Here is a 25,888-nt window from a genome sequence, read left to right as displayed (position 1 = left end):
GGTGAACACTACAGGCATCGGCGCGCAAGCGGCAGGAAAAATGTAAGTCGCTGAAAATTTTCCCGGGCCGGGTCTGGGTGGGACAGCGGGTGTCCGACGTGGGCGTGCGCGCGGTTCCGGTCAGCGTGCAGCGGTGACGTATTCGTAGGGCAAGGCGGGGGCTAGGCCGAGGGGGCGGGGTTTGGCGGCGTTCTTGGTGTCGGCTTTGGCGCTGCGATTGGCGCGCGTGCCGCTGATCGAAAAGATGAGGTTGCCCGCGCGCTGGCCGGCGGGCGGGAGTGATTCGGCGGTGAGCGTGAGCTCGAGCGTGCGGCCGCGCAGGCGCGAGGCGGTGATGGAGAGGCCGGGCGGCGGGTTGATGAGTTCGGCGGCGAGCGCGTCGTAGGCGGGGCTTGGCGGAGCGAGCTCGATTTTCACGGTGAGCGGTTGGGCGGGCGCGAGGCGGGCGATTTCCGGCGAGGCGATGCGCAGGCCGGGCGCGCGCGGTGTGATTTGGGCGAGCCACTGCGCGGCGGGCACGAGGTGGCGCCAGAGGAAGGCTTGCATTGTGTCGTCGCAAGCGGCTGCGGCGTGCGTGACCGAGCGGCCGGCGAGGGTGGCGGTGCCGTGGAGCGCGAGCGGGAGCGGCGCGCTGGGCGCGAGGCTGGGGTGAGCGCTGAGGGTGAGTTGCACGGAGTCGGCGCCGGCGGGGATGCGCGCGCCGCTGAGGCGGAGGCCGTTGTTCGGCGCGTCGAGGGCGAGGTCGATGGGGCCGTCGAAGCCGTCGTGGCGCAGCGCGAAGACGGTGACGAGCGCGCTGCCGCCGGCGGGAAGGTTCACGGCGGAAGGCGTGACGCGCAGCGCGAAATCGGGCGCCGCGGTGTGGACCGCGAGGCGGTAGCCGAATTCGGGGCCGCCGCGGTGCTGGGTGTCGGCGACGGTGAGTGTATAGACGCCATCGGCGGGCAGCGTGGTGGCGAGGCGCGAGTCAGCTTGGTGCGTGAGGAGGCCTTCGGCCTTGTCCTCGGTGTCGTCGTTGCGCGCGAGGTGGTGGCCGTCGGGCGCGTGGAGTTCGAGGAGCGAATCGAGCGGGGAGTCGAGGCGGCGCGCGAAGATTTCGGCGACGATTGGCTGGCCGGCGTGGCCGGTGAAGCGATAGGTGTCGCGCTCGTCGGGCGCGGCGATACGGCCGTTGGCAACGGTGGGCAGGGGAAGGAGAGGCGGCGGCGTGGCGGGTTGCGCGGGCTCGGTGATCTCGGGTGTGTCGCCGATGGCGAAGCGGATCTGGTTGGAGGGGTGAGCGTCGCGGCGGACGGAGAGGAGCATCGTGCCGGCGGGCGAGGTGGGCGCGGGCAATTCGAGCGTGGGGGCGGGGAGATTCCAGCCGGTGAGCGCGAGCGTGACGGGTTGGCCGCGCGGGGCGCCGAGGGGGAAGACGCTGCGGATGAAGGGCAATTCACCGAGGGTGACGCGGTAAACGAAATCCTCGCGGCCGCGGTAGATGGCGTCGTGGATTTCGAGTTCGTAGGTGCCGTCGGCGGGGATCTCGCAGCCGATGACGGGATCGGGGCGGAATTGAAAATCGTCGTTGAAGGCGATCTCGCGGCCGTGTGCGTCGCGGAGGTGGAGCACGGCTTGGAACCAGCCCGGCACGGCGTCGGCGAGGTAAGGGATGAGGGCGCGCGCGTGGAGGACGCAGGTGAGTTGCTGGCCGCGGCGGGCGGTGAAACGCAGGGTGTCGATTTCGCCGGGCAGGATCTGGCCGTTGACGATGGCGGGGAGCGTGACGTCGAGGGGCGCGCTGCGTTGGGTCGCGGTCTGTTGTGCGCCCTTGCGCTGGCCGGCGGAGGTGGCGGTGACGACGGGCGGAGTGATTTCGGGGAGCGTGCCGACTTCGAAGACGAGGGGATTCGAGAGGCCGGTGGTTGTGGCGAGGCGGAGTTCGCGGGCGCCGAGCGGAGCGTCGGCGGCGACAGTGAGCTCGAGTGTGACGGATTCGGCGAGCGCGGGCGTTTTGGGGTTCGGGTTACGGCGCGCGAGGGTGTCCTGGACTTCGGTGAGTTTCTTCGCGTCGGCGGCAGTGAACTGGTTGGGATGATAGCGGCGTTTGTTGCGGAGTTGCTCGGCTTGTTCGCGGAGGTCGACGGCCTCGCGTTGGTTCAGCGGGCGCTCGTAGCCGGTGATGCGTGCGCTGATGCCCGGGCCGTTGAGGTGAACGAGTGTGGCGTCGGCGAGATGTTCGCCGCCGAGAGTGAGCGTGACGGTCGCTCCGCGCATCGCGCCGGCGGGGTAGGCGAAGGCGAGGTGCGGTGGCGGACGCGGGGCGTTGGCCGGTTGGGCGGAGAGCGATGCGAAGGCGAAAAGCGCCGAGATGAGTGTGATGATCGGAGCGAAAGAAGAGCGCGTTGGGGTCAACGCGCTCCACCTGGCGAAGACGATTCTCATGTGAGGGCGGCGAGGTTTTGGCCGGCGTTCGTCGGGACGGCGCGGAGGTCGAGCCCCTCCGGGTGCGGGAGGCGCGCGTCGGCGGCGATGCCGAGCTGGCCGTAGATTTTGGCGATGAGGTCGGAGGGCGCGACGGGAGCGGAGGCGGGTTCCTCGCCGTGTGCGTCGGAGGCCCCGATGACTTGGCCGCCGTGGAAACCGCCGCCGGCGACGAGCGCGGAGAAGACTTTGCCGTGGTGGCCGCGGCCGCCGTTCCAGGGTGCTTCCCAGAGAACTTTCGGCGTGCGGCCGAATTCGCCGCCGGCCCACACGATCGTCGAGTCGAGGAGGCCGCGTTGGGCGAGGTCGTCGAGCATCGTGGCGAGGCCGCGGTCGAACTCGGGGAGTTTGCGGCGCATCTGTTGGAAGTGCTGTTTGTGGGTGTCCCAGCCCTTGTAGTTGATGGTGATGTAGGGGACGCCTTTTTCGACGAGGCGGCGCGCCATGAGGCAGGACTGGCCGAAGGTGTTGCGACCATAACGCTCGCGGGTGGCGGCGGGTTCGTTGGAGAGATCGAAGACTTTGCCGGCGTCGCCGAGGATCATCTCGTAAGCCTCGTCTTCGCAGCGGGCGAGGGCCTTGAGTCGCGGGTCGCCGGAGCGCGCGGCGCGTTCGTAGGTGTTGAGCTGATGCAACAGGTCGCGGCGCGCGCGCTGGCGGGCCTCGTCGAGGTCGGGCGACACGACACCTTCGACGACGAAGCGGTCAGCGCCGGGATCGCCGCCGGTCGCGAACGGGCGGTAGCGGGCGCCGAGGAAGCCGGACTCGGAGAAACGGCCCTGCAGCTCGGTCAGCACGATGTAGGGCGGCAGCAGGCCGCGGTAGCCGGCGTCGTAACCTTTGAAAAGCGAGACGACCGCGCCGGCGCCGGGGAAGACGTCGCGGCCGGCGGCTTGGCCGGTTTGCACCATGTAGGCGGCGGTTTCGTGCGAGTTGTTGCCGTGGCTGAGGCTGCGGAGGAGGGCGTATTTGTCGGCTTGGCGAGCGAGGAGCGGGAGCAGTTCGCCGATGCGGATGCCGGCGACGTTGGTGTCGGCGGTGCCGGTGAGCGGGCCGCAATAGGCCGAGCCTGCGTCGGGTTTGGGGTCGAAGGTGTCGAGGTGGCACGGGCCGCCCCAGAGCCAGATTTGGATGACGGAGCGGGCGCGAGCGGTGACGACGGGCGTTGCGGGCGCGGAGGCGGCGGAAGGAAGGGCGAGGCGTTCGGCAGCCGAGGCGAAGCGGGAGCCGAGTGCGAGACCGGCGGCGCCGAGCAGGCCGAGGCGGAGGACGTCGCGACGCGTCATGGGTGCGCCGCGCAGGCCGAGCGTGCGCAGCTCGGTGTCGAGATTCCAGTGGTGCGGGTCTTCGCTGTGGTGGAGGGACATGGCGGCGGGAGCGGGAAGGGCGCTTGGGGGCAAGCGCCCCTACCCAAGAAGCGGGGCTAGTGGCGGAGGAGGAATTCGTCGCTGTTGAGCAGGGCCCAGGCGACGTCGAGGCCGGCGCGGCGGGATTGCGGATGATCGCGGAGGTAGCGGTTGACGGCGTCGCGTTCGGCGCGCGTGGGCGGACGGGAGAGGAAGGTGAGGTAGAGTTCGTCGATGGGCTGCTTGAGGCGTAGGAGCGCGGCTAGGGCGGGGCCTTGGGAGAGTTTGCGCTGGATGTGCGTCGAGTTGAGCAGGTGCAGGCGTTGAGCGGCGCTCGTGGTGGTCGTGGTGCGCTCGGCGAGTTCGCCGGTGTCGCGGGTGGGGCGGCCGAATTTTTCGAGGAACGCGCTCGTGATGCTGCCGTCAGGCAGGGCGATGGCGCGTTGCTCGGTGGGAATGAAGGTGAATGGCTCCGGGATCGCGCTGGTGTAGTTCTCATGCGTGCCGGTGACTTGGTTGATCGCGTCGGCGAGGACCTCGGCGTCGAGGCGGCGCGGCGCGTAGAACGCGAAGTGCGTTTCGGCGCGCGGGCCGTCGGTCGGCGCGAACGAGGAAGACTGGTAGGTTTGCGAGTTCAGCACTTCGCGCAGAAAGGTGCGCAAGTCGTAGTGCGCGGCGGCGAACGAGGCGGCGAGATGGTCGAGCAGCGCGGGATTCGCGGGCGGGTTGTCGGGGCGGAAATCGTCCGCGGGTTGCACGATCCCGCGGCCGAAGACCCAACTCCACACGCGGTTGGCGAGGGCGCGGGCGAAGCGCGGATTGTCGGCGCGGAGCAGCCAATGGGCGAAGGCCGCGCGCGGGTCTTGGTCGGGCGCGAGCTTCGCGGGCGAGCCGTCGGGAAAACGCGTGGTCGGAGGTGGCGCGGGGAGCGTGGGGTCGAAGTAGACGATCTCCTCCTTCCACTCGCGGGTGGGCTTGGTGGCGAGTTGCGAGAACAGCGGGGCGAAGGCGGCGAGTTTTTCCGGCGGCCAAGTTTCGACGCGCTCGCCGAGGAAGGTGAGCGCGACGACGCGTGCGAGGCCGGCGGGCTGGCGGTTGGCGGAGGCGCGCCAGAAGTTGGCGGGGCCGACGCGGAAGTTGGAGCCGTTGGCGGTGAGGAGCTCGCGGGCGAATTGGTCGAGCGGCAGACCGTCGTGCAGGGCGTCGCGAATCCAGTGGTGGTAGCACTGCGCGGCGTTGGGCCAGAGGTTGACGGGGAACTCGGCTTTCACGCGCAGCGTGTCGCTCCAGAGCATGGCCCAGTAGTCGGCGAACTCCTCGCGCGCGAGCAGGCGGTCGATCAGCGCGGCGCGTTTATCGGTGGCGCGGTCGGCGAGGAAGGCACGGGCCTCGTCGGCGGTAGGCAAGGTGCCGATGGCGTCGAGGAAGATGCGGCGCACGAACACGGCGTCGCTGCACGGTGCGGCGGGAATGAGGCCGAGCGCGGTGAGGTCGGTTTGGACGAGTTCGTCGATCTGCGAGCGCGGCGACGTGTGCGCGGCGGTTTCGTAAGGGGAAAGCGCGGGCGCGGCTGCGGCGACGAGAGTGATCAAGGCACAGAGCGCGGCGGCGAGGCGCGCGAAGCGGCGCATCGAGGTGACAGCGGAGGGGCAGGGGAGCGAGTTCACAGGTGACCGAACCCGCGCGGCGCGTGGGGCGCGCAGGTGAAGAATGACGGAACGCGCGGCGTGCGGCTACGCAGAGGCTGCGCAAAACAAGTCGGCTAATGGACCCTAGTTCGCGGAATGCTGAGTCGGGGAGAAGGCGCGCGGCGGTAACTGCGAGGCGCGTGCCGCGTCAGAGAGGTCATGTTACCCCGCGGCAGTGAGCCATTCTCCGTGATACTTCAAAACGATGCCGGCTCCGCGATCGTGCGGGAATTTTGCCTGACGGAAGTGCCGCGCGAGGGCGAGGAGGCGGTGGCGACGTTTCGGCGTTTGGCGAGGCGCGTGCGGGAGGTGAACGGAGCGGTCGCGGCGTTGTTCGTCTATGGCGCGGTCGATCGCGCGGCGGAACGCGAGCAGGCGTTGCGCGCGGGATTCGGCGAGGTGGCGTTTCCCGTCACTTGGGTCGAGGGCGCGGCGTGCGACGGGACTCCGCTCGCGGGCGTGCAGGCGATGGTTTGGCTCGGGAGAACACTGGAGCCGATCCGGCTGGGCCGGCAGGTGGTCGGCACAGTCGGTGACGACGGTGCTGCGCGGCATTGCTGGCTGGGCGGCGTTGGGCCGCAGACGTTGACCTTGGGCGCGGCGGCGCAGACGCAGCAGATGTTCAGCGCGGCTGAGCTGGCGCTGGATTTGGCGGGGTTTGAACTCCGCGACGTCGTGCGGACTTGGTTCTACAACGACGACATCCTGGCGTGGTATGGGGATTTCAATCGCGTGCGCACCGCGCACTACGCGCCGGTGCAATGGCGTTCGGGGTCGCTGCCGGCGAGCACGGGGATCGGCGCCAGAAATCCGAGGGGCGCGGCGCTCAGCGTGGGCTTCCGCGCGTGGCGGCCGAAGAGCGGCGCGGGAGCCGTATCGGGTGCGGCAGCGGCGCCGCGGGAGATCGCGTCACCGCTGCAGTGCCCCGCGCCGCGTTACGGCAGCTCGTTCAGCCGGGCGATGGAAGTCGCGGTGGGCGCGAGCGGGCGCTGGCTGACGGTGTCGGGCACGGCGAGCATTCATCCGGATGGACGCACGGCGTGGATCGGCGACGCGCGGCGGCAGGTGGATCTCACGATGGAGGTCGTGGCTGCGATCCTCGCGTCGCGCGGCATGGAGTGGCGGCATGTGACGCGAGCGACGGCGTATTACCGGCATGCGGCGGATGTGCGGCATTTCCAGGCGTGGCAGGCGCAGCACGCACATGAGGTGTTGCCAGTGGTGAACACGGCGAGCGTGGTGTGCCGCGACGATCTGTTGTTCGAGATCGAGGTCGACGCGGTGGCGTAAGGTGTGGCGAAAACCGGGCCAGGCACGGCAGACCAAGCGCGAAGAAAGTGCCTGTGGCTCTCCGCTGGCGGGTTTGGCGCTAAGTTTTCTGGAGGCCGCTTAACCTCCCGCAGCGCTTGGGAGCCGACGCAAGAGGAGCATCAGCGCCGCAGTCCTGAATCGAAGCGACAGATCTATTTCTTGGATTCGCCTTCGGTCAGGCACCACCAAATGCGCGCGGGCACAACTTGTTTGGGGGAGTTGTCGTCAAACGCTCCTTCCAACACTCCATTCGTGCCTAAAAGCCCATACCAGCGGCGGCTGCTTTCGGCTAGTTGGATGACAACTTTGTCGCCTTTCCGCGCGCCGCCTTGTTCGCGAATCGGAGGAATTTGCGCATACACTTCATCGCCCAAAACAGTGAGAAACGAGGCGTCGGCCCAGTGAACGAGATCGACGCGGCCGTCATTGTTGAAGTCCAGCGCCCATCCGACGCGGATCGCCCGGCCGGCTTCAACTGCCTGTCGCAGGGCCGCTTTCGATCCGGCGCTGATGGTGCCGTCCGGCTCCACTCTGGCCAACAGGTGGCTGGGATCTGGCTCGGCCCGGAGCAGGGGCGGCGTCGACAAGCTGACTAAAACAAGAAGGCCTGCGGCCCGAAGAAGAATTTGGAGATTTTTCATTTGGTGTGGGCCGCAGGCCGATTTCTACCCGTCCAGTCTGGGTAGACTACGCGAGTTTGACGCCGAGCTTCTTGGCGGAGCGCTCGAGGGCGTCGGCCATGTCGGAGGGCGTCACGGCGACTTCGATGCCGCACTCCTCGAAGATGGCGATCTTCGCGGCGGCGGTGTCTTCGGCGCCACCGACGACGGCGCCGGCGTGGCCCATGCGGCGGCCCTTGGGGGCGGTCGCACCGGCGATGAAGCCCGCGACGGGCTTCTTGCAGTTGGCCTTCACCCAGCGCGCGGCTTCGACTTCGGCGCTGCCGCCGATTTCGCCGATCATGATGATGCCCCAGGTCTCGGGGTCGTCGTTGAACATCTTGATGACGTCGAGGTGCGAGGTGCCATTGACGGGGTCGCCGCCGATGCCGACGCAGGTCGACTGGCCGATGTTCTTCACGGTGAGCTGCCAGACCGCTTCGTAGGTGAGGGTGCCGGAGCGCGAGACGACGCCGACGTGGCCCTTCTTGTGAATGTAGCCGGGAGCGATGCCGATGCGGCAGCCGCCCTTCGAGCCTTCGCCGGTGCCGGGAGTGACGATGCCGGGGCAGTTCGGGCCGATGAGGCGGGTCTTCTTGCCGGCCATGGCGCGCTTCACCTGGATCATGTCGCGGACCGGAATGCCTTCGGTGATGGCGACGCAGAGGTCGAGGTTGGCGTCGACACCTTCGAGGATCGCGTCAGCGGCGAAGGGCGGCGGGACGAACACCGCGGAAGCGGTCGCGCCGGTGGCGGCGACGGCGTCGGCGACGGTGTTGAAGATCGGAACCTTGTGGGAGCCGTGCTCGAAGAACTGGCCGCCCTTGCCCGGCGTGACGCCGGCGACGATGGCGGAGCCGTAGTCGAGGGAGAGTTTGGTGTGACGACCGCCGAACTCGCCGGTGATGCCCTGGACGAGGACCTTGGTCTTTTCGTTGACGATGATAGCCATTGAAGTGGTCGGTTAGCGGTGGGCGGTTAGGCGACGAGTTTGACGATCTTTTGGGCTGCGTCGGCCATGGAGTCGGCGGACTCGATCTTGAGGCCGGACTCGGCGAGGGTCTTCTTACCCGCGGCGACGTTGTTGCCTTCGAGGCGCACGACGAGCGGGATGGTGAGGCCGAGCTCGCGGGCCGCGGCGACGACGCCGGTGGCGATCGTGTTGCAGTCCATGATGCCGCCGAAGATGTTCACGAGGATGCCCTTCACGTTCGGGTCCGTGAGGATGATGCGGAAGGCCGCCTGGACCTGCTCCTTCGAGGCGCCGCCGCCGACGTCGAGGAAGTTGGCGGGGTTGCCGCCGAAGTGTTTGATGATGTCCATCGTGCTCATCGCGAGGCCGGCGCCGTTGACGAGGCAGGCGATGTTACCGTCGAGCGCGATGTAGCTGAGGTTGAACTTCGAGGCTTCGATTTCCTTGGAGTCCTCTTCGTTCAGGTCGCGGAGGTCGACGATGTCCTTGTGGCGGAAGAGCGCGTTGTCGTCGAAGGAGACCTTGGCGTCGAGCGCGAGAACTTCGCCGGCGGGCGTGGTGATGAGCGGGTTGACCTCGACCATGGAGGCGTCGGTGTCCCAGAACATCCGATAGAGATTCGTGATGAGTTTGACGGCGTTCTTGAAGTAGTCGCCGGTGAAGCCGAGTTGGAACGCCAGCTGGCGCGCCTGGTAGCCTTGGAGGCCGACGGCGGGATCGATGAAGACCTTGAAGATCTTCTCGGGCGTCTCGTGCGCGACCTTCTCGATTTCGACGCCGCCTTCGGTGGAGGCGACGATGACGGGCTTCGAGGTGTTACGGTCGAGGAGAATCGCGAGGTAGTATTCCTTGGAGATGTCCGCGGCCTTGGTGAAGTAGATCGTCTGGACCTTGCGGCCGGCGGTGCCGGTCTGCGCGGTCACGAGCGTGTTGCCATACATCTTGTTGGCGTAGTCGAGCGCCTCGGCCTTGGTCTTGGCGAATTTGACGCCGCCCTTGAAGCCGTCGGTGAACGTGCCTTTGCCGCGTCCGCCGGCGTGGATCTGGGATTTGACGACATACGGAGCCTCGCCCAGCGCCGAGAGCGCGGACTCGAATTCGGCGGGCGAACGGGCGGGCACGCCCTTCGGCACCGGCACCCCGTATTTTTCGAACAAGGCTTTGGCCTGATACTCGTGAATGTTCATGGGAAAAGAGGGGTTTTTTAAGCCACAAAAACCAGCCGAATGACACCCAAAAGATGCCGCGTCCCTTGGCCGAAACGCATCATAAGAGACCCGGGGCGTTCCCGCACGCGGAGCATAAGCCGCCGTGGGCTAAAGGTGGGCGGTGGACTGCGTCGGAAGCGAGGGCGAGCCGGGGAACAGATACGCAAAGCGGCGCAAGGTCGGTGATTGCGTTGCGCCCCGCGCCGCGCAAGATGCGCGCGTATGCATTCGCACGAGCTGCTCAAGGAGGTGCTCAAGAAGACCAGCGCGAAACAAATCGCGGGTGACATGGGCTTGTCCCTGTCGCTCATCTACAAGTGGGCCGAGCCGCCCGCCGACGAGACCGGCAGCGGCGCCAACAACCCGCTGGACCGCATCGAGCAGCTGTTGAAGATCACCAACGATGCGCGCATCGCGCAGTGGGTGTGCGAGCGTGCAGGCGGTTTCTTCATCACCAATCCGAAGACCAAGCCGCACGACATCAATCTCATCCCGTCGACGAACAACATCGTGCAGGAGTTCGCGGACATGCTCGGCGTCATCGCCGTGGCCGCGGCGGACAACCAGATTTCCAAGGAGGAGGCGAAAGCCATCCGGCGCCGCTGGGAGGACCTGAAAAGCGTGACCGAGGGCTTCGTGCGCAATTGCGAGGAAGGTAACTTCAGCGCGCTGAAGGCGGAAGCCGTCGCGCGCGACGCGAAGCACTCGGGCTGAACGCCGCGGAGATCGGGCGGGAGCGCGCGAGCGGAGAACGGTGGGGCGGTTGTCCTCAACCGCCCTCGCGTGCAGACGAGAAAAACGCGAGCGCGAGACCAGAACGCGGACGAAGGGCCGTTGAGGGCAACGGCCCCTACCACCGGCAACCTTGCGGGCCTTCGTGGAGCACACGCGGTTTTCCGCGCGAGGCGGATGATTCTCGCCTTCGGGACGGCGGCGATCACCGACAAGCCGCGAGAGAGCGCGGTGCTCAGAACTTCAACAGCTGCTTCGCGAGGAAGGCTGACTGGATGCCGGCGAGTTCCTGGAGGCCCTTGCGGGCGAGGCCGAGCAGGCCGTCGAGTTCCTCTTGCGAGAACGTGGATTCCTCGCCGGTGCCCTGCACTTCGACGAACTGGCCCTTGCCGGTCATGACGACGTTGAAGTCCACGGCGGCGTCCTTGTCCTCGATGTAGTTCAGGTCGAGCAATTGCTGGCTGTTAAACAGGCCGACGCTGACGGCCGCGACGGAATCGGTGAGCGGGTTCTCGGAAATTTTCTTCGCGTCGAGGAGCTTCTGGATCGCGAGGCGCGCGGCGAGGTAGGCGCCGGTGATGGACGCCGTGCGCGTGCCGCCGTCGGCCTGGAGGACATCGCAGTCGATCCAGAGCGTGTTGTCGCCGAGTTTCTGGAGATCGATGATGGCGCGCAGCGAGCGGCCGATGAGGCGTTGGATTTCGACGGTGCGGCCGTCGATCTTGCCCTTGGAAATGTCGCGCTGTTTGCGATCGTGCGTCGAGTAGGGGAGCATCGAATACTCGGCGGTGAGCCAGCCGCCGGTGACGCCTTGCTGGCGCATCCAGGAGGGGACTTTCGGCTCGATGGTCGCGGCGCAGATGACGCGCGTGTGGCCGAAGCCGATGAGAACGGAGCCCGAGGCGTGAGGGGCGATGTTGGCCTCGAGGGTGATGGGGCGCAGCTGGTCGAACTTGCGGCCGTCGGCGCGCGGCTGGGTAGACATGGGCGCTAGCAGACGCGTGGCTCGCGCCGGGGGCAAGGACGGAAGACGGCGCGACCGCGCACGGAGTGACGGAGAACTGCGGGCGGCGAGCGGAGCCGGAATCGGCGGACTGTCTGCTGTCCTCCGTTTTCCGTCCCTGGTTCTCCGTTGATCCTCAGCTCGGGTTCGCCGGCGGCTCTTCGTCGTCCTGAAACTGCTGCGGGACGAACGGCGTGCGTGGCTCGGCGATGCGGTGCGTCGTGGTCTTCTGTGCGGCCTGCTCCTGCATGTGCGCGATGAGGCGGTCGTTGAAAGTCTTCGCGGGGTCGTGCCCCATGATCTTCAGCGCCTGCACCATCGCGGCCACTTCGACAAGGCGGGCGATGTCGCGGCCGGGGCGCACGTAGAATTCAATGTGCGGCACCTTCACGCCGAGGATCTCGTAGAAATTCTCCTCGAGGCCGGTGCGTTCCTCGATCACCTCGGGGCTCCACTCCTTGAGCGTGACGACGATGTCGACGCGTTTCTCGAGGCGGATGCTTTTCACGCCGAACATTTCGGCGATGTTGATGATGCCGATGCCGCGACACTCCATGTAGCCGCGGTTGAGTTCGCGCGAGCTGGCGGTGAGTTCGCGTTCGTCGACGAGGCGCAGGCAGGTGAGATCGTCGGCGACGAGCGAGTGGCCGCGCTCGATGAGCGCGAGGGCGCACTCGGATTTGCCGATGCCGGAGTCGCCGCGGATCATCACGCCGATGCCTTTGATATCGAGCGTGGTGGCGTGCTCGGTGCCGGACGGGGCGAACTCGTTGTCGACGCACAGCGTGGCCGCGTTCACGAAATTCATCGTGATCATCGGCGTGCGGAAGATCGGGAGGTGCATCTCCAGCGAGACCGCGAGCATCGGGTGCGTGGCGTTGTAGTTGCGCGTGAGGACGAGGCACGGGATGCCGCGTTTCACCATCTCGGCGAAGATCTCGATCTGCTGGCGTTGCGTGAGCGTTTTCAGGAACGTCATCTCGGCGGCGCCGAGGACCTGAATGCGTTTGTTCGCGAAATATTTGAAGAAGCCCGTGAGCGCGAGCGAGGGGCGGTTGATCGAGCCCTCCTTGATGAGGCGGTGCATGCCTTCCTCGCCCGTGAGCAGCTCGAGCTGGAGCTTGGTCTTATACGTCTCGTAGAAGTGCGAGACGGTGATGCCGTTGATGGCTTTGGTGGGCATGGTCGGGGAGCGGTCAGCGATCAGCCGTCAGTTTTCAGCTCTGGAGAACGGAGGCAAGACGGTGATTTCAGGGGCGTTGAGCTGATGGCTGAGAGCTGAACGCCGACAGCTCACAGATTGAAATCCTTGCCCAGATACAGCTCGCGGGCTTGCGGGTCGTTGATGAGGAACTCGCCGCTGCCCTCGGTCATGACCTTGCCGCGGTGGATGATGTAGCCGCGGTCGACGATGCGGAGCGTTTCGCGGACATTGTGGTCGGTGATGAGCACACCGATGCCGCGCTGCTTCAGCTCGAGGATGATCTTCTGCACCTCGGCAACGGAGATCGGATCGACGCCGGCGAACGGCTCGTCCATGAGCAGGAAACGCGGGCGCGTCACGAGGGCGCGGGCGATCTCGAGGCGGCGGCGCTCGCCGCCGGAGAGCGTGTAGGCGGGCTGCTCGGCGAGATGGCTGATGCTCAGCTCCTCGAGATGGTGCTTCACGAGGGCGGCGCGGTCCTTCGAGGAGACGCCGCGGAGCGTCTCGACGATGGCGAGGATGTTTTCGGCGACGGTGAGCTTGCGGAAGATCGACGCTTCCTGCGGCAGGTAACCGACGCCGAGCCGCGCGCGGCGGTGCATGCGGAGATGCGTGGCGTCCTGGCCGTTGATGAAAACCTTGCCGCCGGTCGCGGGCACGAGGCCGACGACCATGTAGAACGTCGTCGTCTTGCCCGCGCCGTTGGGGCCGAGCAGGCCGACGACTTCGCCGGCGCGGACGCGGATGTTGACGCCGTTCACGACGGTGCGCTGGCCATAGGTTTTCACCAGGCCCTCGGTGTGGATTTCGAAATTCTCCGCGGCGGTGGCGGTCATGCGGGTAGGGTCGGTGCTTGCGGCCGGACTGAAAACGTATTCGCGAGGTGGAGCGCGTTTAACCCAACGCGCTGGTAGGTCGACGTGCGCGGGAAGCGCGTTGGGGTCAACGCGCTCCACCTTCCGCCGCCGGCTTTCGTCGAAGTTCGATTCACGGCTGCTTCGGTGCCTCCGGCGCGCCTTCGACTTTCTTGTCCTTGTCGAAACCGAGGTCCTTCACCGGCGGGCCGACGATGCGGACGTTCGTGCCGCGCACCTGACGCTCGCCGCGGAGGAGCAGGAGCTCGTCGCCGGTGTAGGTCCAGCCGGCGCCGCGGTCGGTGACGACGGGGCGGTCGCTCAGCGTGATCTTGTTGTCGCCGGGCAGCACGACGGCCTTGCCGCACGCGGCTTCGCGGTCGCCCTGGACGATGTGGACGTTGCCGATGGCGATGAGGGACTTGAAGCGTTCGAGCTTGGCGACGGTCGCGGTGGGGTCGGTCTTGCTGCGCATGGCCACGACTTCGAGGCGGTCGCAGGTGAGTTTGAGATTCGTGCCGGTGACGACGACGTGGCCGTCGAAGATCGACGTCATCTCGGCGTCGGTGCTGCGGCCGTCGTAGTTGTCGCTGGTGATGACGGTGGGCTGCGTCTCGGCGTTTTGCGCGAGGAGCGTGCCGGCGAGGGCGGCGAGGAGGAGAGCGAGGCGGGGCATCGTCATTGCAGCAGGTTCTTCAATTCGGCGCGGAACGTTACGCGCACGTTCTTGCGCATGGAAACCCTTTTCTCCCGGTGGTCGTAGGTCCACTGCTCGCCGGTGGCCTCGAGGGCGTCGGTCAGCACGCGGATCGTGCTCGGGCCGGTGGCGATTTGCGTGTCGGTGTAAATGGTGGCCGCGGGGCTGAGCAGCATCGTGTCGATGCGGTCCTGCACATCGGCGGTGAAGACGGTCAGGGTGAGCTCGCGAACGTCGATTTCCTTCGAGGAGATCAGGCGCGCCTCGGTGCCGCGGACGAGCCACTGGCGGAAGCCGTCGGGCGTGAACGTGGGCAGGCGGAAGTTCACGATCGGGGCGTCGTTGGCGATGCGCGTGCTCGTCTGGGCGGGAGCGGAGAGCCAAGTTCCTCCTGTCATGGCGAGGAGGGTCGCGCAGCGAACCGACGCGGCCATCCAGCTGGATCGCCACGGCCCGCGTTGCGGGCCTCGCGATGACAAGGCGAGGGAGAAGCGCGCGAAAAAACTCACGAGGCTGCCTTCCGACCGCGGGCGGCGAGGATTTGTTCACATACTTCGCGCACGGCGCCGTGGCCGGCGGCGCGCGGCGGGATGAATTTGGCGACCTTCAGCGCGGCGGGCATCGCTTCGCGCGGGGCGACGCCGATGCCGGCCCACGCGATGGCGGAGGCGTCGATGTCGTCGTCGCCCATGTAGCAGGCTTCGGCGGCGGACAGGCCGAGTTGAGCGGCGAGTTCCTGGAGTGCGACGAGCTTGTCGGTGCGGCCTTGGATGAGGTGGGGAATCTGCAGCTCGGTAGCGCGCGCGGTGGTCGCACCCGAGGCGCGGCCGGAAATCCACGCGAGCGCGACGCCGGCTTTGCGGAGGCGCACGAGGCCCATGCCGTCGAGGATGGAGAAATTCTTCGATTCCGTGCCGTCGGAGTGGATGCGCACGGTGCCGTCGGTCAGCACGCCGTCGACGTCCATCGCGAACAACTTGATCGCGCCCCAAGCGAGGCGGGCGGGCTTGGGCGAGGCGGAACGGCGGGATTTTTTCTGGGCGGCCACGGCGGAGCGGAGGTTGCGGGCTCCGATGCAGGCCGCCAATCCGATTTATCAAGCGCGGGAACTTCCCGGAACGGCCCGTGCGTGCACCAATCGACTTGCGCCGCCGGGTCGGGCGGAGTTGCTTCGGGTATCGCGTCGCCGGTTCGTCGTTCGGCCCGGGCGTGATGGTTTTCCCGATGTCGCAGGACTTCACTCCAGTGCCGCCTCCTCCGCCTGCCGACGCGCAGTCCGCCGCGCAGCAACAGGCCCTGGCCAAGGAGAAGCAGCGGGCGCGGCTGTCGTTCGAGCGGTTGCTGAACGTCAGCCACCAGCAGCTCATGAAGCTGCTCGCGCGGCGCCTCTGGCTCCAGGAAAAGCTCCATCCGACCGAGTGGCAGATCACGCTGTTCTGGTCGGCGCTGGCGGGTTTCCTCGGCGCGTTGGCGGCGGTGGCGTTCACGAGCTTGACGGAGGGCGTGCACGTGTTGCTGACCGGTTCGCGGGCGGGTGTCGTCGAGACGATGCGGCAGATTCCGGTGTGGGCGGTGGTGCTCGTGCCGGCGGCGGGCGGCGTGGCGGCGGGTTTGATTTTGAAACTCGGCGAGCGTTTCGCGGGCAAGCAGGGCGCGACGGACTACATGGAGGCCATCGTCATCGGCAACGGCTACGTGCCGGCGCGCGCGAGTCTGGTGAAGAGCGTGGCGGCGATGTTCACGATCGGCTCGGGCGGCTCGATCGGCCGCGAGGGTCCGCTCGTGCAGCTGGCCGCGGTGGCCTCGTCGCGGCTCGGGCGCTGGCTGGGCTTGAGCGCGCCGAAGCAGCGCCTGCTGGTGGCGTGCGGCGCGGCGGCGGGCATCGCCTCGGCCTACAACGCGCCGATCGCGGGCTCGTTCTTCGTGGCGGAAATCATCCTCGGCACGATCGCGATGGAGAGCCTCGGGCCGCTCGTCATTTCGGCGGTCACGGCGGCGTTGACGCTGCGGGTGATGACCAACGCGAGCAAACTCTACGCCGTGCCGAGCTACGAGATGCACACGGCGTGGGAGATGGTCGCCTACGTGGTGCTCGGGCTGATCGTCGGCGCGCTGGCGCCGTGGTTCCTGCGCAGCCTGCGTCTGGCGGAAGGATTTTTCCGGAGCCTGTCGCTGCCGCCGATCGTGCGGCTGGGGCTCGGCGGTTTGTGCGTCGGCATCCTCGCGGTGAAGGTGCCCGAGGTGTGCGGCAACGGCTACTCGGTGGTCGTGGACGTGTTGCAGGGCCACTACGTGTGGAGCGCGCTGCTGCTGATCGTGTGGTGCAAGTGGCTCGCCACGTGTGCCTCGTTCGGCTCGGGCGCGCCGGGCGGTGTGTTCACGCCGTCGCTCTTCATGGGCGCGGGCGCGGGCTATGTGTTCGGGCAGGGCGTGCAGATGCTCTGGCCGGGCGGCGGCATCGATCCGCGCACGATCGCGCTGGTGGGCATGGGAGCTTTTCTCTCGGCGGCCAGCCATGCGCCGGTGATGGCGATCATCATGCTGTTCGAGATGACGCTGAGCTACGACATCATCCTGCCGCTGATGGTGTGCAGCGTGGTGGCGTATTTCACGGCGAAGAGCCTCGAGGGCGAATCGATCTACAGCGAGTCGCTCAAGCGCAAGGCGGTCGAACACCCCGTGCCCGCGCCGGCCGCGGTGCCGGTGAAGGTCGGCGAACTCATGCGCACCGAGCCGCCGACGGTGGCGCGCGGGGCGTCGTTCGGCGACATCGGCCGCCTGTTCCTGGCCAATCGCGTGAACAATCTCTACGTGCTCGACGCCGACGGTCGTTACGCAGGCGTGGTCTCGTTGCACGACATCAAGCCGTTCCTGCTCCAGCCCGAGCTGGCGGAGGTGGTGCGCGCGAGCGACATCCTACGCGACGATTTCCCGACGGTGCGCGCCGACCAGCCGTTGAGCGACGGCCTGAAGCGCTTCCGCGAAGTCAGCGCCGAGCGCCTGCCCGTGCTCGACGGCGACGGCCGGTTGCTCGGCAGCTTGTCGAAGACGGACCTGTTGCTGGCGTTGTCGGAAAAGTCGCCGGCGTCGGGCGCGACCGCGTGAGACGAGAGCGGTGCGGAGGCGGCGCGATCAGGCGGGGGAGGAGGGACGCGGCGGCGGTCCGCTCAGGTGCGTGAGCCCCCAGCCGTGGCCATCGAGGTCGACGAAGCTGTGCGAATACATGAAGCCGAAATCCTCGGCCTTGTCGTAGGTCGTGCCGCCGGCCGCGAGGGCCTTGGAGACGAGGGCGTCGACTTCCTCGCGACTCTCGCAGCGCAGGCAGAACAGGATTTCGACCGCCTGGCTCGTGTCGCAGACGGCCTTGGGAGTGAATTGGCGAAACTGGGAGTGCGTCATCAACATGAGCGAGATGGAGTCGTTGACGATGACGCAGGCGGTGGCATCGCCGGTGAACTGCGGGTCCGCGGCGAAGCCGAGTGATTGGAAAAAGGCGAGCGACTTGGGCAGGTCGGCGACCGGGACATCGATGAACAGCTGTTGGATCATGGTGGCGGGGGAACAGAACTCCAACGAGCGACCGGGCCCGCAGCGGACAGGCTGGCCGCGATTTCTCCCTCGGAGCCGGCCGGTGGCTTGGTCAGCGGCAAACGCCTGCGGCGACGTCCGCGAGCAGCGCTTCGAGTTCCGGGGGAGGCAGGCGGAGTTTGGCGCGGCCGGTTTCGCGGGTGTCGACGAGGATCCGCACCGTCCCGGATTTTGGGGCGATTTCCGCCACCACAGTTCGCGCGTCCGATGCGAACGACAGCTTGGTGGTGAAGACGGGTTCCTCGGTTTCGAAAAAATCGCCCGCCCAGTCGTAGCTCGCGTCGTCGAGCAGCAGATTTCGCAGGCGGGTGGGGTCGGGTATTTCCGGATCTCCGAGCTGGCCGAGGTCGCAGGGCGGGGTGACAGTGAACTCGTCGCTGGCGAAGGAGACGCGATCACTGGCCATCGCGGTGCGGAGATTGGCGACCGAGCCGAACAAGTCGACCAAGCCGTCGATGGCGGGCGGCTTCGGCAAGACGACCGCGCCGCCGCAGGACCATCCCATCGGCGAAAGCAGTGCGCCGGTCCGGAGTTTCGGCGCCGGCACGGTCACGATGATCGATGCCGGAGCGAAGGCGACTTGCGGCGGCTTGAACTCGGGCTCGACGAGGCAGGCCATGACGATCGGGCCGGCCGTGAGCGACGATGCGATTCCGAGGATCACGAAGCGTTGTGCGGTGCGCATGTCAGGTTAACGAGCCAGCCGCGGATTTCTTAGTCCGTTTCGCCCCGCGGAGCGCCGCAGGATCGAGCTCGAACGACCTGCGGACCGGGCCGCGAGGTCAAAAGAACCCCTCGAGAAACGCCGCGGCGGCGGAGGAGATGCCGCCGATCTTGTTCGTGGCTTGGCGGTAGAACTTGAAGTTCAGCTCGGTCTCCGGGCGGCCGTCTTTCCAGTTGGAGAACGGCTTCAATTCCGCGCGGCCTAGCCGTCGCCGGGCGAGCGCGGTGCGCTTGACGGTGATGCTGACGCGCGGCGTCTGGCGCGCCACGCCGGGCTTGCGCGGTGTCGGTTCTGCCGCCGTGACGACCCCGCGCGCGACGAGGCCGACGCCGCCTTCGTTCTCCGAGTCGACGAGGTAGATCGTGTCGCCCGCCGCGATGCGCTTGGCGCCATACATCGTTTTCTGCGCGGGGAAGGTGAAAGCCGCCGCATTGGAGTCGAGACGTGGAGCTTTGATCAAATAAGAGACAGCCATGTCTGCTCGTTTGAGCTCAGCCACGACGGGGCGTAGCCCCGGAGTTGTCGGTGGCGCTCGGGATCGGCTCGGGTGCGAGCGACGCCATCAGTCGCCCGTAGATCCTCACGACTTCAATATAAACACCCGCCAACTCATTGGGTCGGGACTTATTTGTATTGTGCCCCGCAAACAGCGAGGCACATCGCTCCAACTCGAAGTCCGCAGGGAATAGCGCGAGGGCGGAGGACTCAAGGCAGCCGCGGTCTTGATCAGGATGTTCACGCCAGGACGCCAGAATGCACGCTCTCTCACTCGCAAACCGAGCTTCATAGGCCAAAATTATGCCTGACAAAGCGATTCGCTCATCCGTCGACATCGCAAATCGGTGGTCGGCAAAAAAGGCGCGATAACTGGCCAAACTCTGACCAAAGCTCTCCACAGCGTCTTTGTTCTTTTCTTTGCAGCGTTTTGCGAGCGCCGCGAGTGTGTCGACCCCCTGTGACATGTCTGCCCATTGGTCCGGAGCCGAAATGATCGGTCGCACCTCGGAGAGGATTGTCGCGGCATCAGGCTCGCCGGATTTTGCCACCGTCGCGATCGCGAATAAGAGTATGGCCTGTGACGTCTTCATCTTCCGCCGACGACGTCCAAGGTCAGACACGGAGGGGCGGAGCCCCGAGTCGGCTGAGAGGATTGGTTCGGTTTTCTGAGGCCAATGAAAATTGTCACGGTTTCAGCTTCCCGAACATTTCAATAATGATGATGGCTGCGAGGACTGCTGGATCGGCTCTTTTAGGATCTGCGAAGGGCATCGGTCTTCGTGAATAGCAGGAACAACCCGAACACCACATTCACCATCGGAACTAGCGAGAGTAGGCCCGAGAAAACCTTCGAGATGCCGACATCGACACCGCGCGGAATCGAGATGAAAACCACAGAGTAGGCGGCGAGCGCGACCATCAATCCGATGCCGAGCCAATCCCAAAGGGGCCACGTGTCTTCGCGAACGATCTGAAAGTGCAATCTCACGGGAACTGTCAGGAGTCCCACAAGGACGCACCGCACGAGAAATCCCAATCTAGTGACGCGCTCTGGGAAAAGTGTCTTCATCTTTCTTCCGCCGATCGTTTGAGGTCAGACACGAGCGGGCGCAGCCCGGTCGTTGTCTGTGCCGACTGGTTCGCCCTTCTTCTTTGACTTTAGGATCATGTCTATCGCCTTCATCAGCGGGAAAACTGCCTGGCCCAGTCCATCCAGCGTGGTGATACCGCGACGCGTGACAATGTGGACGCGATCAAAGTGCGACTGCTTGTTTCGGACCTTCTCTTCGCGCTCTAGATCAATCCATTCTTGGCGCTCGATGTCCTGATAGTCTACGGAGCGACCGTCCCAGGTAAGACGGGAGGGAAACAGCTCGAGAAGCCGGCCATCGGAAGCGCGCACCGTCACTATCGCAGCGGTCTTCTTCTGATCCACGACGGCGGAAACCTGCTCCTTGATGAGAATCGTGCAATGGGCCAAGGGGAACTTCTTGTTCCACTTGCCGAACTGGATTTCGATTCTTTCAGCGGGAGTCATTTTCCGGCGAACGTTGTATATGCCAACGCCGGTGAGGCTACCTAAAACTCGGCGGGTGCGGTTCAGTGGGTTGCGCGGTGCGTCTACGGTTTTACCGGCCGTTGGCTCATCATGAAATGAGCCGATTGGCATAGCGGTCGCCGGGGCGGTGGAAGAGCAGTGGGTGTAACGTTGGGACGATTCATTCGGAGAATGACGTCTCAAAGATTGCGCTCTTCGGACGGGCGCGGCGCGTCGGGACGAATCGCTCTACCTCTGGGTATTCCGCATTCCGCGATCCGAAATCCGCGATCGGCTCACCCCATCCACGCCGCGATGGCGTCGATGATCTTGTCCTTGCTCGGGCGGTAGACGGCTTCGAGTTCGGGGGCGAAGGGGACGGGCAAATCCAGCGCGGCGATGCGGAGCGGGGCGGCTTTGAGCTGGCCCCAGTGCTCTTCCGTCAGCTGCGCGACGAGCTCGGCGCCGAAGCCGTGGGTCTTGCGGCCTTCGTGCACGATGACGAGGCGGCCGGTGCGCGCGACGGAGGCTTTGATGGCATCGAGCTTCAGCGGCGAGAGCGCGCGAAGGTCGAACAGGTCGAAGGTCGTCTCGTATTCGTCGGCGAAATATTGGCAGGCGTCGGTGCAGTGCAGGACCATTTCGCCGTAGGTGACGATCGTCGCGAAGTCGCCGCTGCGCACGTGGCGCGGCTGCCAGATGGCGCGGTAGTTCGGGTCCCACTGCACGGGGTGTTTGCCGCGGCGATAGAGGCCCTTGTGCTCGAAGACGATCACGGGGTTGTCGTCTTCGTAGGCGGCGAGGAGGGCGTTGAAGGCGTCCTGCGGCGTGGACGGGTAGAGGGCCTTGAGACCGGGGAATGAAAGGAGCGCGGACTCGAGTTCCTGGGAGTGGAACGAGCCGAAGGTGAGGCCGCCGCCGCAGGGGAAGCGGAAGACGAGCGGGACCTTTTGGCCGGCGCGGAAGTGATAGGTCGCGGCGTTGAGGACGATCTGCGTCGTGGCGTCGGTGGCGAAGTCGGCGAACTGGAATTCCTCGATCGGGCGGTGGCCGATGCTGGCGAGGCCGATGGCGTAGCCGGTGGAGGCGGATTCGCAGAGCGGTGTGCTCAGGACGCGCGGGCGGCCGAAGTCTTTCAGCAGGCCTTCGGTGACCTTGAACGCGCCGCCGTAGGTGCCGATGTCCTGGCCGAGCACGAGCGACTCGGGGCGTTCGGTGAGGATTTTGCGGAGGGCGCGGTTGATGGCTTGGGCCATGGTCATCGCCTCCGGCGATGACAAGCTGAGAGCTGAGGGCTGAGAGCCAAGAGAGGGAATCCACGGCATCGCGGGGGCGTCGGGCGCGAAGAGGTCTTCGAGCATGCCCTCGGGTGAAATGGGCGGGAGCGCCATCGCGGCTTTGATCGACGTTTCGACGAAGTCGCGGACTTGGGCGTCGATGCGGTCGAGTTCGGCCGAGAGGCCGGCGGCGGCGAGTTTCGCGCGCCAGCGCGGGAGCGGGTCTTCGGCGAGGATTGCCTCGGCTTCGCCGGGCTTCATATAGTCGCAGGTGTCGTAGGCGGCGTGGCCGCGGAGGCGGAAGGTGTGGGCCTCGATCAGGATCGGGCGCGAGGTGCTGCGGGCGCGCTCGATCGCGGCGCCGAGCGTGCGGACGACGTGCTCCGGATCGCTGCAATCCATCGCGAAGCCCTCCATGCCGTAGCCGCGAGCGCGTTCGAAGAGGTTGGGCGAGACGAACTGTTCGCAGACGGGCGTCGAGTAGGCGTATTTGTTGTTCTCGATCACGAACACGACCGGCACGCCGAGCAGCGCGGCGAGGTTGAGGGATTCGTGGACGTCGCCGGTGGAACTCGAGCCGTCACCGAAAAACGCGAAGCCGACGGCGTTCTTGCCCGCGCGACGCTGCGAATCGACGGCGCCGACGACGTTCGAGAGCATGATGCCGAGGTGCGAAATCATCGGCAGGCTGCGCGCGGCGGGGTCGCCGTGGTGGATGTTGCCTTCGCGGGCCTTGGTGGGGCTGCCGGAGTTGGCGAAGTATTGCGCGAGGTGATCGCAGAGGTGTCCGCTCCAGATCACGTGGCCGCCGAAGCCGCGGTGGGAAAAGGAAATGACGTCGACGGATTTGTCGGCGAGGAGCGCGAGCGGGCAGATGAGGGCTTCGTTGCCTTGGCCGCCGGTGACGGTGCCGCGGATGAGGCCCTGGCGGAAGAGGTCGAGGATGCGGTTGTCGCCGGTGCGCGCGAGCTGCATCCAGGCATAGAGCTGGAGGAGCGTGGCGGTGCGGTCGCGTTCGAGGTCGGCGAGGCGTAGGTCGCGGCGTTGGAAAAGCGTGGGAGTCGCGGGGAACGTCATTGCGCTTATGACAAAAGGACGGTGCGGCGCGCGGGGGTTTGCGCGAGGAAAATTTGAACCGCCGCCGCGTCATCAGAACCCGCGTGGGGAGGTGTGCCGGGGCTAATTCCGGGGGAATTCGGCGTGCTGAGGTGACGAGTGAGCGCGAGTCCTGGGGCGCGCGCGCGAGCGCGCTGCCTACGGCGGGCGCAGGCGGGGAATGCGGGACGAGAAGGGCGGTTGAGGGCAACCGCCCCTACCGACGCGGCGAGATTCGGCGCGGGTGCGGCGCTTTATGACCCCAAGACCTGTTTGAGGATGCGACCGAGGTCGCCGACGCGGTAGGGCTTCGTCAGGTAGCCGCAGAAGCCCAGGTCGAGGAACTGGCGCTTCATGTCGTCGTTGTCGTAGCCGCTGGCGACGATGGCGCGGACCTTCGGGTCGAGTTCGAGCAATTTGCGGAAACACTCTTCGCCGCCCATGCCGCCGATGACCGTGAGGTCCATGATGACCACGTCGTGCGGGCGGTTGATGTTGAGGTAGCTGCGGTAGAGTTTGATCGCCTCTTCGCCGTTTTTCGCGAGGTCCACTCCGTAGCCCATGCCTTTGAGCATGTTCTCCGTGAGATGGCTGATCTCGGGGTCGTCATCCATGAACAGGACGCGATTGGTGCGCGTGGTGCGGTTGAGCGTCGGGCGGGACCGCGTTTCGATCACTTCCTCCTGCTCGGCGCGCGGGAGGAAAACCGTGAACGCCGTGCCGACGCCGAGCTCGGTGTCGACCGTGAGCTGGCCGCCGTGGTTCTTCACGATTTTCACGACGGTCGACAGGCCGATGCCGGTGCCGGTCTTCTTGGTGGTGAAGAACGGGTCGAAGATTTTCTCGAGATGCTCGGGCTTGATGCCGCTGCCGTTGTCGCGGACTTCGATGGCGACGTATTGGCCGGCGGCGAGCGGCGGGATCTGGTTGTTGGCGAGTGTGACGTTGCCCGCGGTGATCCAGATGTTGCCCTTGCCGTTGGGCATGGCCTGGATCGCGTTGACGATGAGGTTTTGGAAAACCTGGAGGAGCTGCGCGCGGTCGACCTGAATCGTGGCGAGATCGGCGGGGGCGCTGATTTCGACTTGGACGGTCGAGCCGGACGCGGCGATGCGCTTGGAATCCGCGAGCAGGTCGGCGGTCTTGACGGTTTGGCGCGTGCCAGTGCCGCCGCGTGCGATGGTCAGCAACTGGCGACTGAGGCCTTTGGCGTTCTCGCACGTCTTGAGGCTGGCCTCGAGGCCGGAGTAGTCCTTCTGGTCGTGGGCCAGCGACAGGCCGCCCATGATGGTCGTGAGGAGATTGTTGAAGTCGTGCGAAATGCCGCTGGCGAGCTGGCCGAGCGCTTCGAAGCGGTTGGCCTTCACGAGTTCCTCGGGCGTGAGGCCCATCTCGTCGGGATTGCGGAAGACGACGAGCGCGCCGGCGGTTTGGCCGCCGGCATCCGTGACGGCGCGGCAGCTGTAGACGATGAACGTGGGCTTGGTGCCTTCGCCGCGGGAGAGCGCGAACTCGCTGTTGAGGCCGGTCGATTCGCCGGTGGAGAGCGCCTTCTCGAGCGGACTCTCGACGGGGGCGCCGGTGAAGCGGTGGACGAGACGGAAGACCTCGCTGCCGGGCTGGCCGACGAGTTGTTCGGCGCTGCGGCCGAGGAGGCGCTCCGCGACGTGGTTGGCCAAGACGATGCGGTCGCGCGCGTCGACGACCAGCACGCCTTCATGCAGACTGGCGAGCAGTGCCGAAAAATGCTCCGGCGCGACGCCCGGGCCGGCCGAGCCGCCGACGCCTTCGGGCATCGGGGCGATGAAGCCCAGCACGCGCTGGAGCTCGCGCTTGCGCGAGATGACGCGGACGATCCCGGCGTAGGCCCAGAGATCGGTGCCGTTGCGGTGGCGGAGGCGGAGCGCGTCGAAGTAGACGGGCGCGCCGGGCTGCTTGGCGGTGAAAAAGGCGGCGAGTCCGCCGACGCTGTCCTCGGGCGGGAGGGCGCGCAGGAACGACTCGGGCTCGTCGGGCAGTTCGTCGTCCTTGAAGCCCAGCGTCGCCTTCAGCGCGGGCGAGAGCCAGCTGGCGCCGTCGGTGAAATCGAGTTCGAAGAGCGCGATGCGGCCGCGTTCGGAGAGGCCGGCGAGGCGTTCCTCGGCGCGCAGCGAGACTTCCTCGGTTTCCTTGCGGTCGGTGATGTCGAGCTGGGCGCCGACCACGCGTTGGAGCGAGCCGTTGGGCGCGAAGATTTGCGCGCCGACCGCTTGCAGCCAGACGAAGTGGCCGCGCGCGTGCTTCATGCGGTATTCGACGGAGAAGGGGCGCGAGCCGGTGGAGGAGGCGCGGCCGGAGAGTTTGTCGGGCGCGGCGGCGGAGTCGTCGGGGTGGATGAGCGCGAGCCAGGATTCGTAGGTGTTGGGCAGGCTTGTGTCGGTGTAGCCGAGCATGCGCTTCCAGGCGGGCGCGAGGTAGGTCTCGTTCTTGACGAAGTTGAGGTCGAAGAAACCCAGCGCGCTGCGCTCGGCGAGCAACGCGAGGAAGTTGTCGCCGCCCGGCGTGGCGTGGGCCGAGCCGGGCGCGCCGGACGAGGCGGGCGCGAGTGCGGCGGGGGGCGGCGCCGGGCGCGCGATGGTGGCGAAGTAGCGCGCGGGCTCGGCGCCGGCTTGTTCGAGGCGGACGATGACGTCGAACGCGGCGGCCTCTTTGGGTTGCAGGCGCAACGTGACGGGTTGCGCGAGCGCGGCGGCTGAGACGACCTCCCACTGGGCTTGCACGAGGTCGGGGTCGCGCGAGGTGACTTCGAAGACGAAGAGGTTGGGCAGGAAATCGCCGGCGAGCTCCGTGGCGCGTGCTTGCCAGAGCGCGGCGGCGGCGGTGTTGGCGAGCTCGACCCGGCCTTGCGCGTCCAATACCAGCACGGCGGCTCCCAAGGAGGGAGTCGCGGATTGCGTGTGACTCTGGGGCGAGGGGATGCTCACGACGCGACGAAATCGGTAGCAGAACGGGTGCCGTTGCCGAGCGCGGAAAGCGAGAGGGCCGGCGGTCC

General features: G+C 66.6%; 23 protein-coding genes. 3 read left to right on the top strand and 20 right to left on the bottom strand.

Going from position 1 to position 25,888, the window contains the following annotated elements; translation table 11 throughout:
• Nucleotides 1–120: 120 nt before the first annotated feature.
• Genes HZA32_04485 through HZA32_04475 form a run of 3 tightly spaced genes read right to left on the bottom strand, consistent with a single transcriptional unit; the run spans nt 121 to nt 5,476 of the window.
• Nucleotides 121–2,424, bottom strand: coding sequence for a hypothetical protein (locus HZA32_04485; protein ID MBI5423318.1), 2,304 nt, complete (start codon nt 2,422–2,424; stop codon nt 121–123).
• On the bottom strand, nt 2,421–3,830 hold the full coding sequence (locus HZA32_04480; protein MBI5423317.1) for a DUF1501 domain-containing protein: 1,410 nt from the start codon (nt 3,828–3,830) through the stop codon (nt 2,421–2,423). The genes HZA32_04485 and HZA32_04480 overlap by 4 nt, the downstream gene beginning before the upstream one ends.
• A gap of 56 nt (nt 3,831–3,886) precedes the next feature.
• Nucleotides 3,887–5,476 carry a DUF1553 domain-containing protein gene (locus HZA32_04475; GenBank protein ID MBI5423316.1) on the bottom strand — a complete coding sequence of 530 codons (1,590 nt, stop codon included), beginning with the start codon at nt 5,474–5,476 and terminating at the stop codon, nt 3,887–3,889.
• Nucleotides 5,477–5,686: 210 nt separating this feature from the next.
• Between HZA32_04475 and HZA32_04470 the strand changes: the two genes are divergently transcribed.
• Nucleotides 5,687–6,787 carry a hypothetical protein gene (locus HZA32_04470; GenBank protein ID MBI5423315.1) on the top strand — a complete coding sequence of 367 codons (1,101 nt, stop codon included), beginning with the start codon at nt 5,687–5,689 and terminating at the stop codon, nt 6,785–6,787.
• A gap of 173 nt (nt 6,788–6,960) precedes the next feature.
• Here HZA32_04470 and HZA32_04465 read toward each other — a convergent pair whose 3' ends face one another.
• Genes HZA32_04465 through sucC form a run of 3 tightly spaced genes read right to left on the bottom strand, consistent with a single transcriptional unit; the run spans nt 6,961 to nt 9,627 of the window.
• Entirely contained in the window at nt 6,961–7,449 is a 489-nt protein-coding gene (locus tag HZA32_04465; protein ID MBI5423314.1) for a hypothetical protein, read from the bottom strand.
• Nucleotides 7,450–7,495: 46 nt separating this feature from the next.
• Nucleotides 7,496–8,419 (bottom strand): succinate--CoA ligase subunit alpha, encoded by a 924-nt coding sequence (gene sucD, locus HZA32_04460; GenBank protein MBI5423313.1) that lies wholly within the window; start codon nt 8,417–8,419, stop codon nt 7,496–7,498.
• A gap of 26 nt (nt 8,420–8,445) precedes the next feature.
• A complete protein-coding gene (gene sucC, locus HZA32_04455) occupies nt 8,446–9,627 on the bottom strand; it encodes an ADP-forming succinate--CoA ligase subunit beta (GenBank protein MBI5423312.1) in 1,182 nt (393 codons plus the stop codon).
• A 243-nt stretch (nt 9,628–9,870) separates the two neighbouring features.
• Here sucC and HZA32_04450 point away from each other — a divergent pair, with 243 nt between their 5' ends.
• A complete protein-coding gene (locus HZA32_04450) occupies nt 9,871–10,362 on the top strand; it encodes a hypothetical protein (protein ID MBI5423311.1) in 492 nt (163 codons plus the stop codon).
• A 253-nt stretch (nt 10,363–10,615) separates the two neighbouring features.
• On the opposite strand, the gene rph is transcribed toward HZA32_04450, so the two are convergent.
• The 6 genes from rph to HZA32_04420 all read right to left on the bottom strand — a co-directional run bounded on the left by rph (nt 10,616) and on the right by HZA32_04420 (nt 15,105).
• Nucleotides 10,616–11,365, bottom strand: coding sequence for a ribonuclease PH (gene rph / locus HZA32_04445; protein ID MBI5423310.1), 750 nt, complete (start codon nt 11,363–11,365; stop codon nt 10,616–10,618).
• Between the two features lie 154 nt (nt 11,366–11,519).
• Nucleotides 11,520–12,566 (bottom strand): HPr(Ser) kinase/phosphatase, encoded by a 1,047-nt coding sequence (hprK, locus tag HZA32_04440; protein ID MBI5423309.1) that lies wholly within the window; start codon nt 12,564–12,566, stop codon nt 11,520–11,522.
• A 110-nt stretch (nt 12,567–12,676) separates the two neighbouring features.
• A complete protein-coding gene (lptB, locus tag HZA32_04435; protein MBI5423308.1) occupies nt 12,677–13,423 on the bottom strand; it encodes an LPS export ABC transporter ATP-binding protein in 747 nt (248 codons plus the stop codon).
• A gap of 151 nt (nt 13,424–13,574) precedes the next feature.
• The gene (locus tag HZA32_04430; protein MBI5423307.1) at nt 13,575–14,123 is read right to left on the bottom strand and encodes a hypothetical protein; all 549 of its coding nucleotides are present in this window, start codon (nt 14,121–14,123) and stop codon (nt 13,575–13,577) included.
• Entirely contained in the window at nt 14,120–14,536 is a 417-nt protein-coding gene (locus tag HZA32_04425) for a hypothetical protein (protein ID MBI5423306.1), read from the bottom strand. Before HZA32_04425 ends, HZA32_04430 begins: the two co-directional genes overlap by 4 nt.
• Before the next feature lie 107 nt (nt 14,537–14,643).
• The gene (locus HZA32_04420) at nt 14,644–15,105 is read right to left on the bottom strand and encodes an HAD hydrolase family protein (protein MBI5423305.1); all 462 of its coding nucleotides are present in this window, start codon (nt 15,103–15,105) and stop codon (nt 14,644–14,646) included.
• A 158-nt stretch (nt 15,106–15,263) separates the two neighbouring features.
• Here HZA32_04420 and HZA32_04415 point away from each other — a divergent pair, with 158 nt between their 5' ends.
• Nucleotides 15,264–17,243 (top strand): ClcB-like voltage-gated chloride channel protein, encoded by a 1,980-nt coding sequence (locus tag HZA32_04415; GenBank protein ID MBI5423304.1) that lies wholly within the window; start codon nt 15,264–15,266, stop codon nt 17,241–17,243.
• Nucleotides 17,244–17,270: 27 nt separating this feature from the next.
• Here HZA32_04415 and HZA32_04410 read toward each other — a convergent pair whose 3' ends face one another.
• The 8 genes from HZA32_04410 to HZA32_04375 form a co-directional block, all read right to left on the bottom strand.
• A complete protein-coding gene (locus HZA32_04410; protein MBI5423303.1) occupies nt 17,271–17,687 on the bottom strand; it encodes a glyoxalase/bleomycin resistance/extradiol dioxygenase family protein in 417 nt (138 codons plus the stop codon).
• 91 nt (nt 17,688–17,778) lie between these two features.
• Nucleotides 17,779–18,411 carry a hypothetical protein gene (locus tag HZA32_04405; protein ID MBI5423302.1) on the bottom strand — a complete coding sequence of 211 codons (633 nt, stop codon included), beginning with the start codon at nt 18,409–18,411 and terminating at the stop codon, nt 17,779–17,781.
• 97 nt (nt 18,412–18,508) lie between these two features.
• Nucleotides 18,509–18,925 (bottom strand): hypothetical protein, encoded by a 417-nt coding sequence (locus tag HZA32_04400; protein ID MBI5423301.1) that lies wholly within the window; start codon nt 18,923–18,925, stop codon nt 18,509–18,511.
• Nucleotides 18,926–18,941: 16 nt separating this feature from the next.
• Nucleotides 18,942–19,538: a hypothetical protein gene (locus HZA32_04395; GenBank protein MBI5423300.1), complete on the bottom strand. Its 597-nt coding sequence runs from the start codon at nt 19,536–19,538 to the stop codon at nt 18,942–18,944.
• A gap of 161 nt (nt 19,539–19,699) precedes the next feature.
• The gene (locus HZA32_04390; GenBank protein ID MBI5423299.1) at nt 19,700–19,936 is read right to left on the bottom strand and encodes a hypothetical protein; all 237 of its coding nucleotides are present in this window, start codon (nt 19,934–19,936) and stop codon (nt 19,700–19,702) included.
• A gap of 105 nt (nt 19,937–20,041) precedes the next feature.
• Nucleotides 20,042–20,485 (bottom strand): hypothetical protein, encoded by a 444-nt coding sequence (locus HZA32_04385; GenBank protein ID MBI5423298.1) that lies wholly within the window; start codon nt 20,483–20,485, stop codon nt 20,042–20,044.
• Nucleotides 20,486–20,781: 296 nt separating this feature from the next.
• Nucleotides 20,782–22,839 carry a transketolase gene (locus HZA32_04380; GenBank protein ID MBI5423297.1) on the bottom strand — a complete coding sequence of 686 codons (2,058 nt, stop codon included), beginning with the start codon at nt 22,837–22,839 and terminating at the stop codon, nt 20,782–20,784.
• A 272-nt stretch (nt 22,840–23,111) separates the two neighbouring features.
• On the bottom strand, nt 23,112–25,820 hold the full coding sequence (locus tag HZA32_04375; protein MBI5423296.1) for a PAS domain-containing protein: 2,709 nt from the start codon (nt 25,818–25,820) through the stop codon (nt 23,112–23,114).
• Nucleotides 25,821–25,888: the final 68 nt, after the last annotated feature.

The sequence above is a fragment of the Opitutia bacterium genome, assembly GCA_016217545.1.
Taxonomy (GTDB): Bacteria; Verrucomicrobiota; Verrucomicrobiia; order Opitutales; family Opitutaceae; genus Didemnitutus.
Note: the sequence above shows the minus strand (reverse complement) of the source record. Positions and strands in the feature narration are given on the sequence as shown.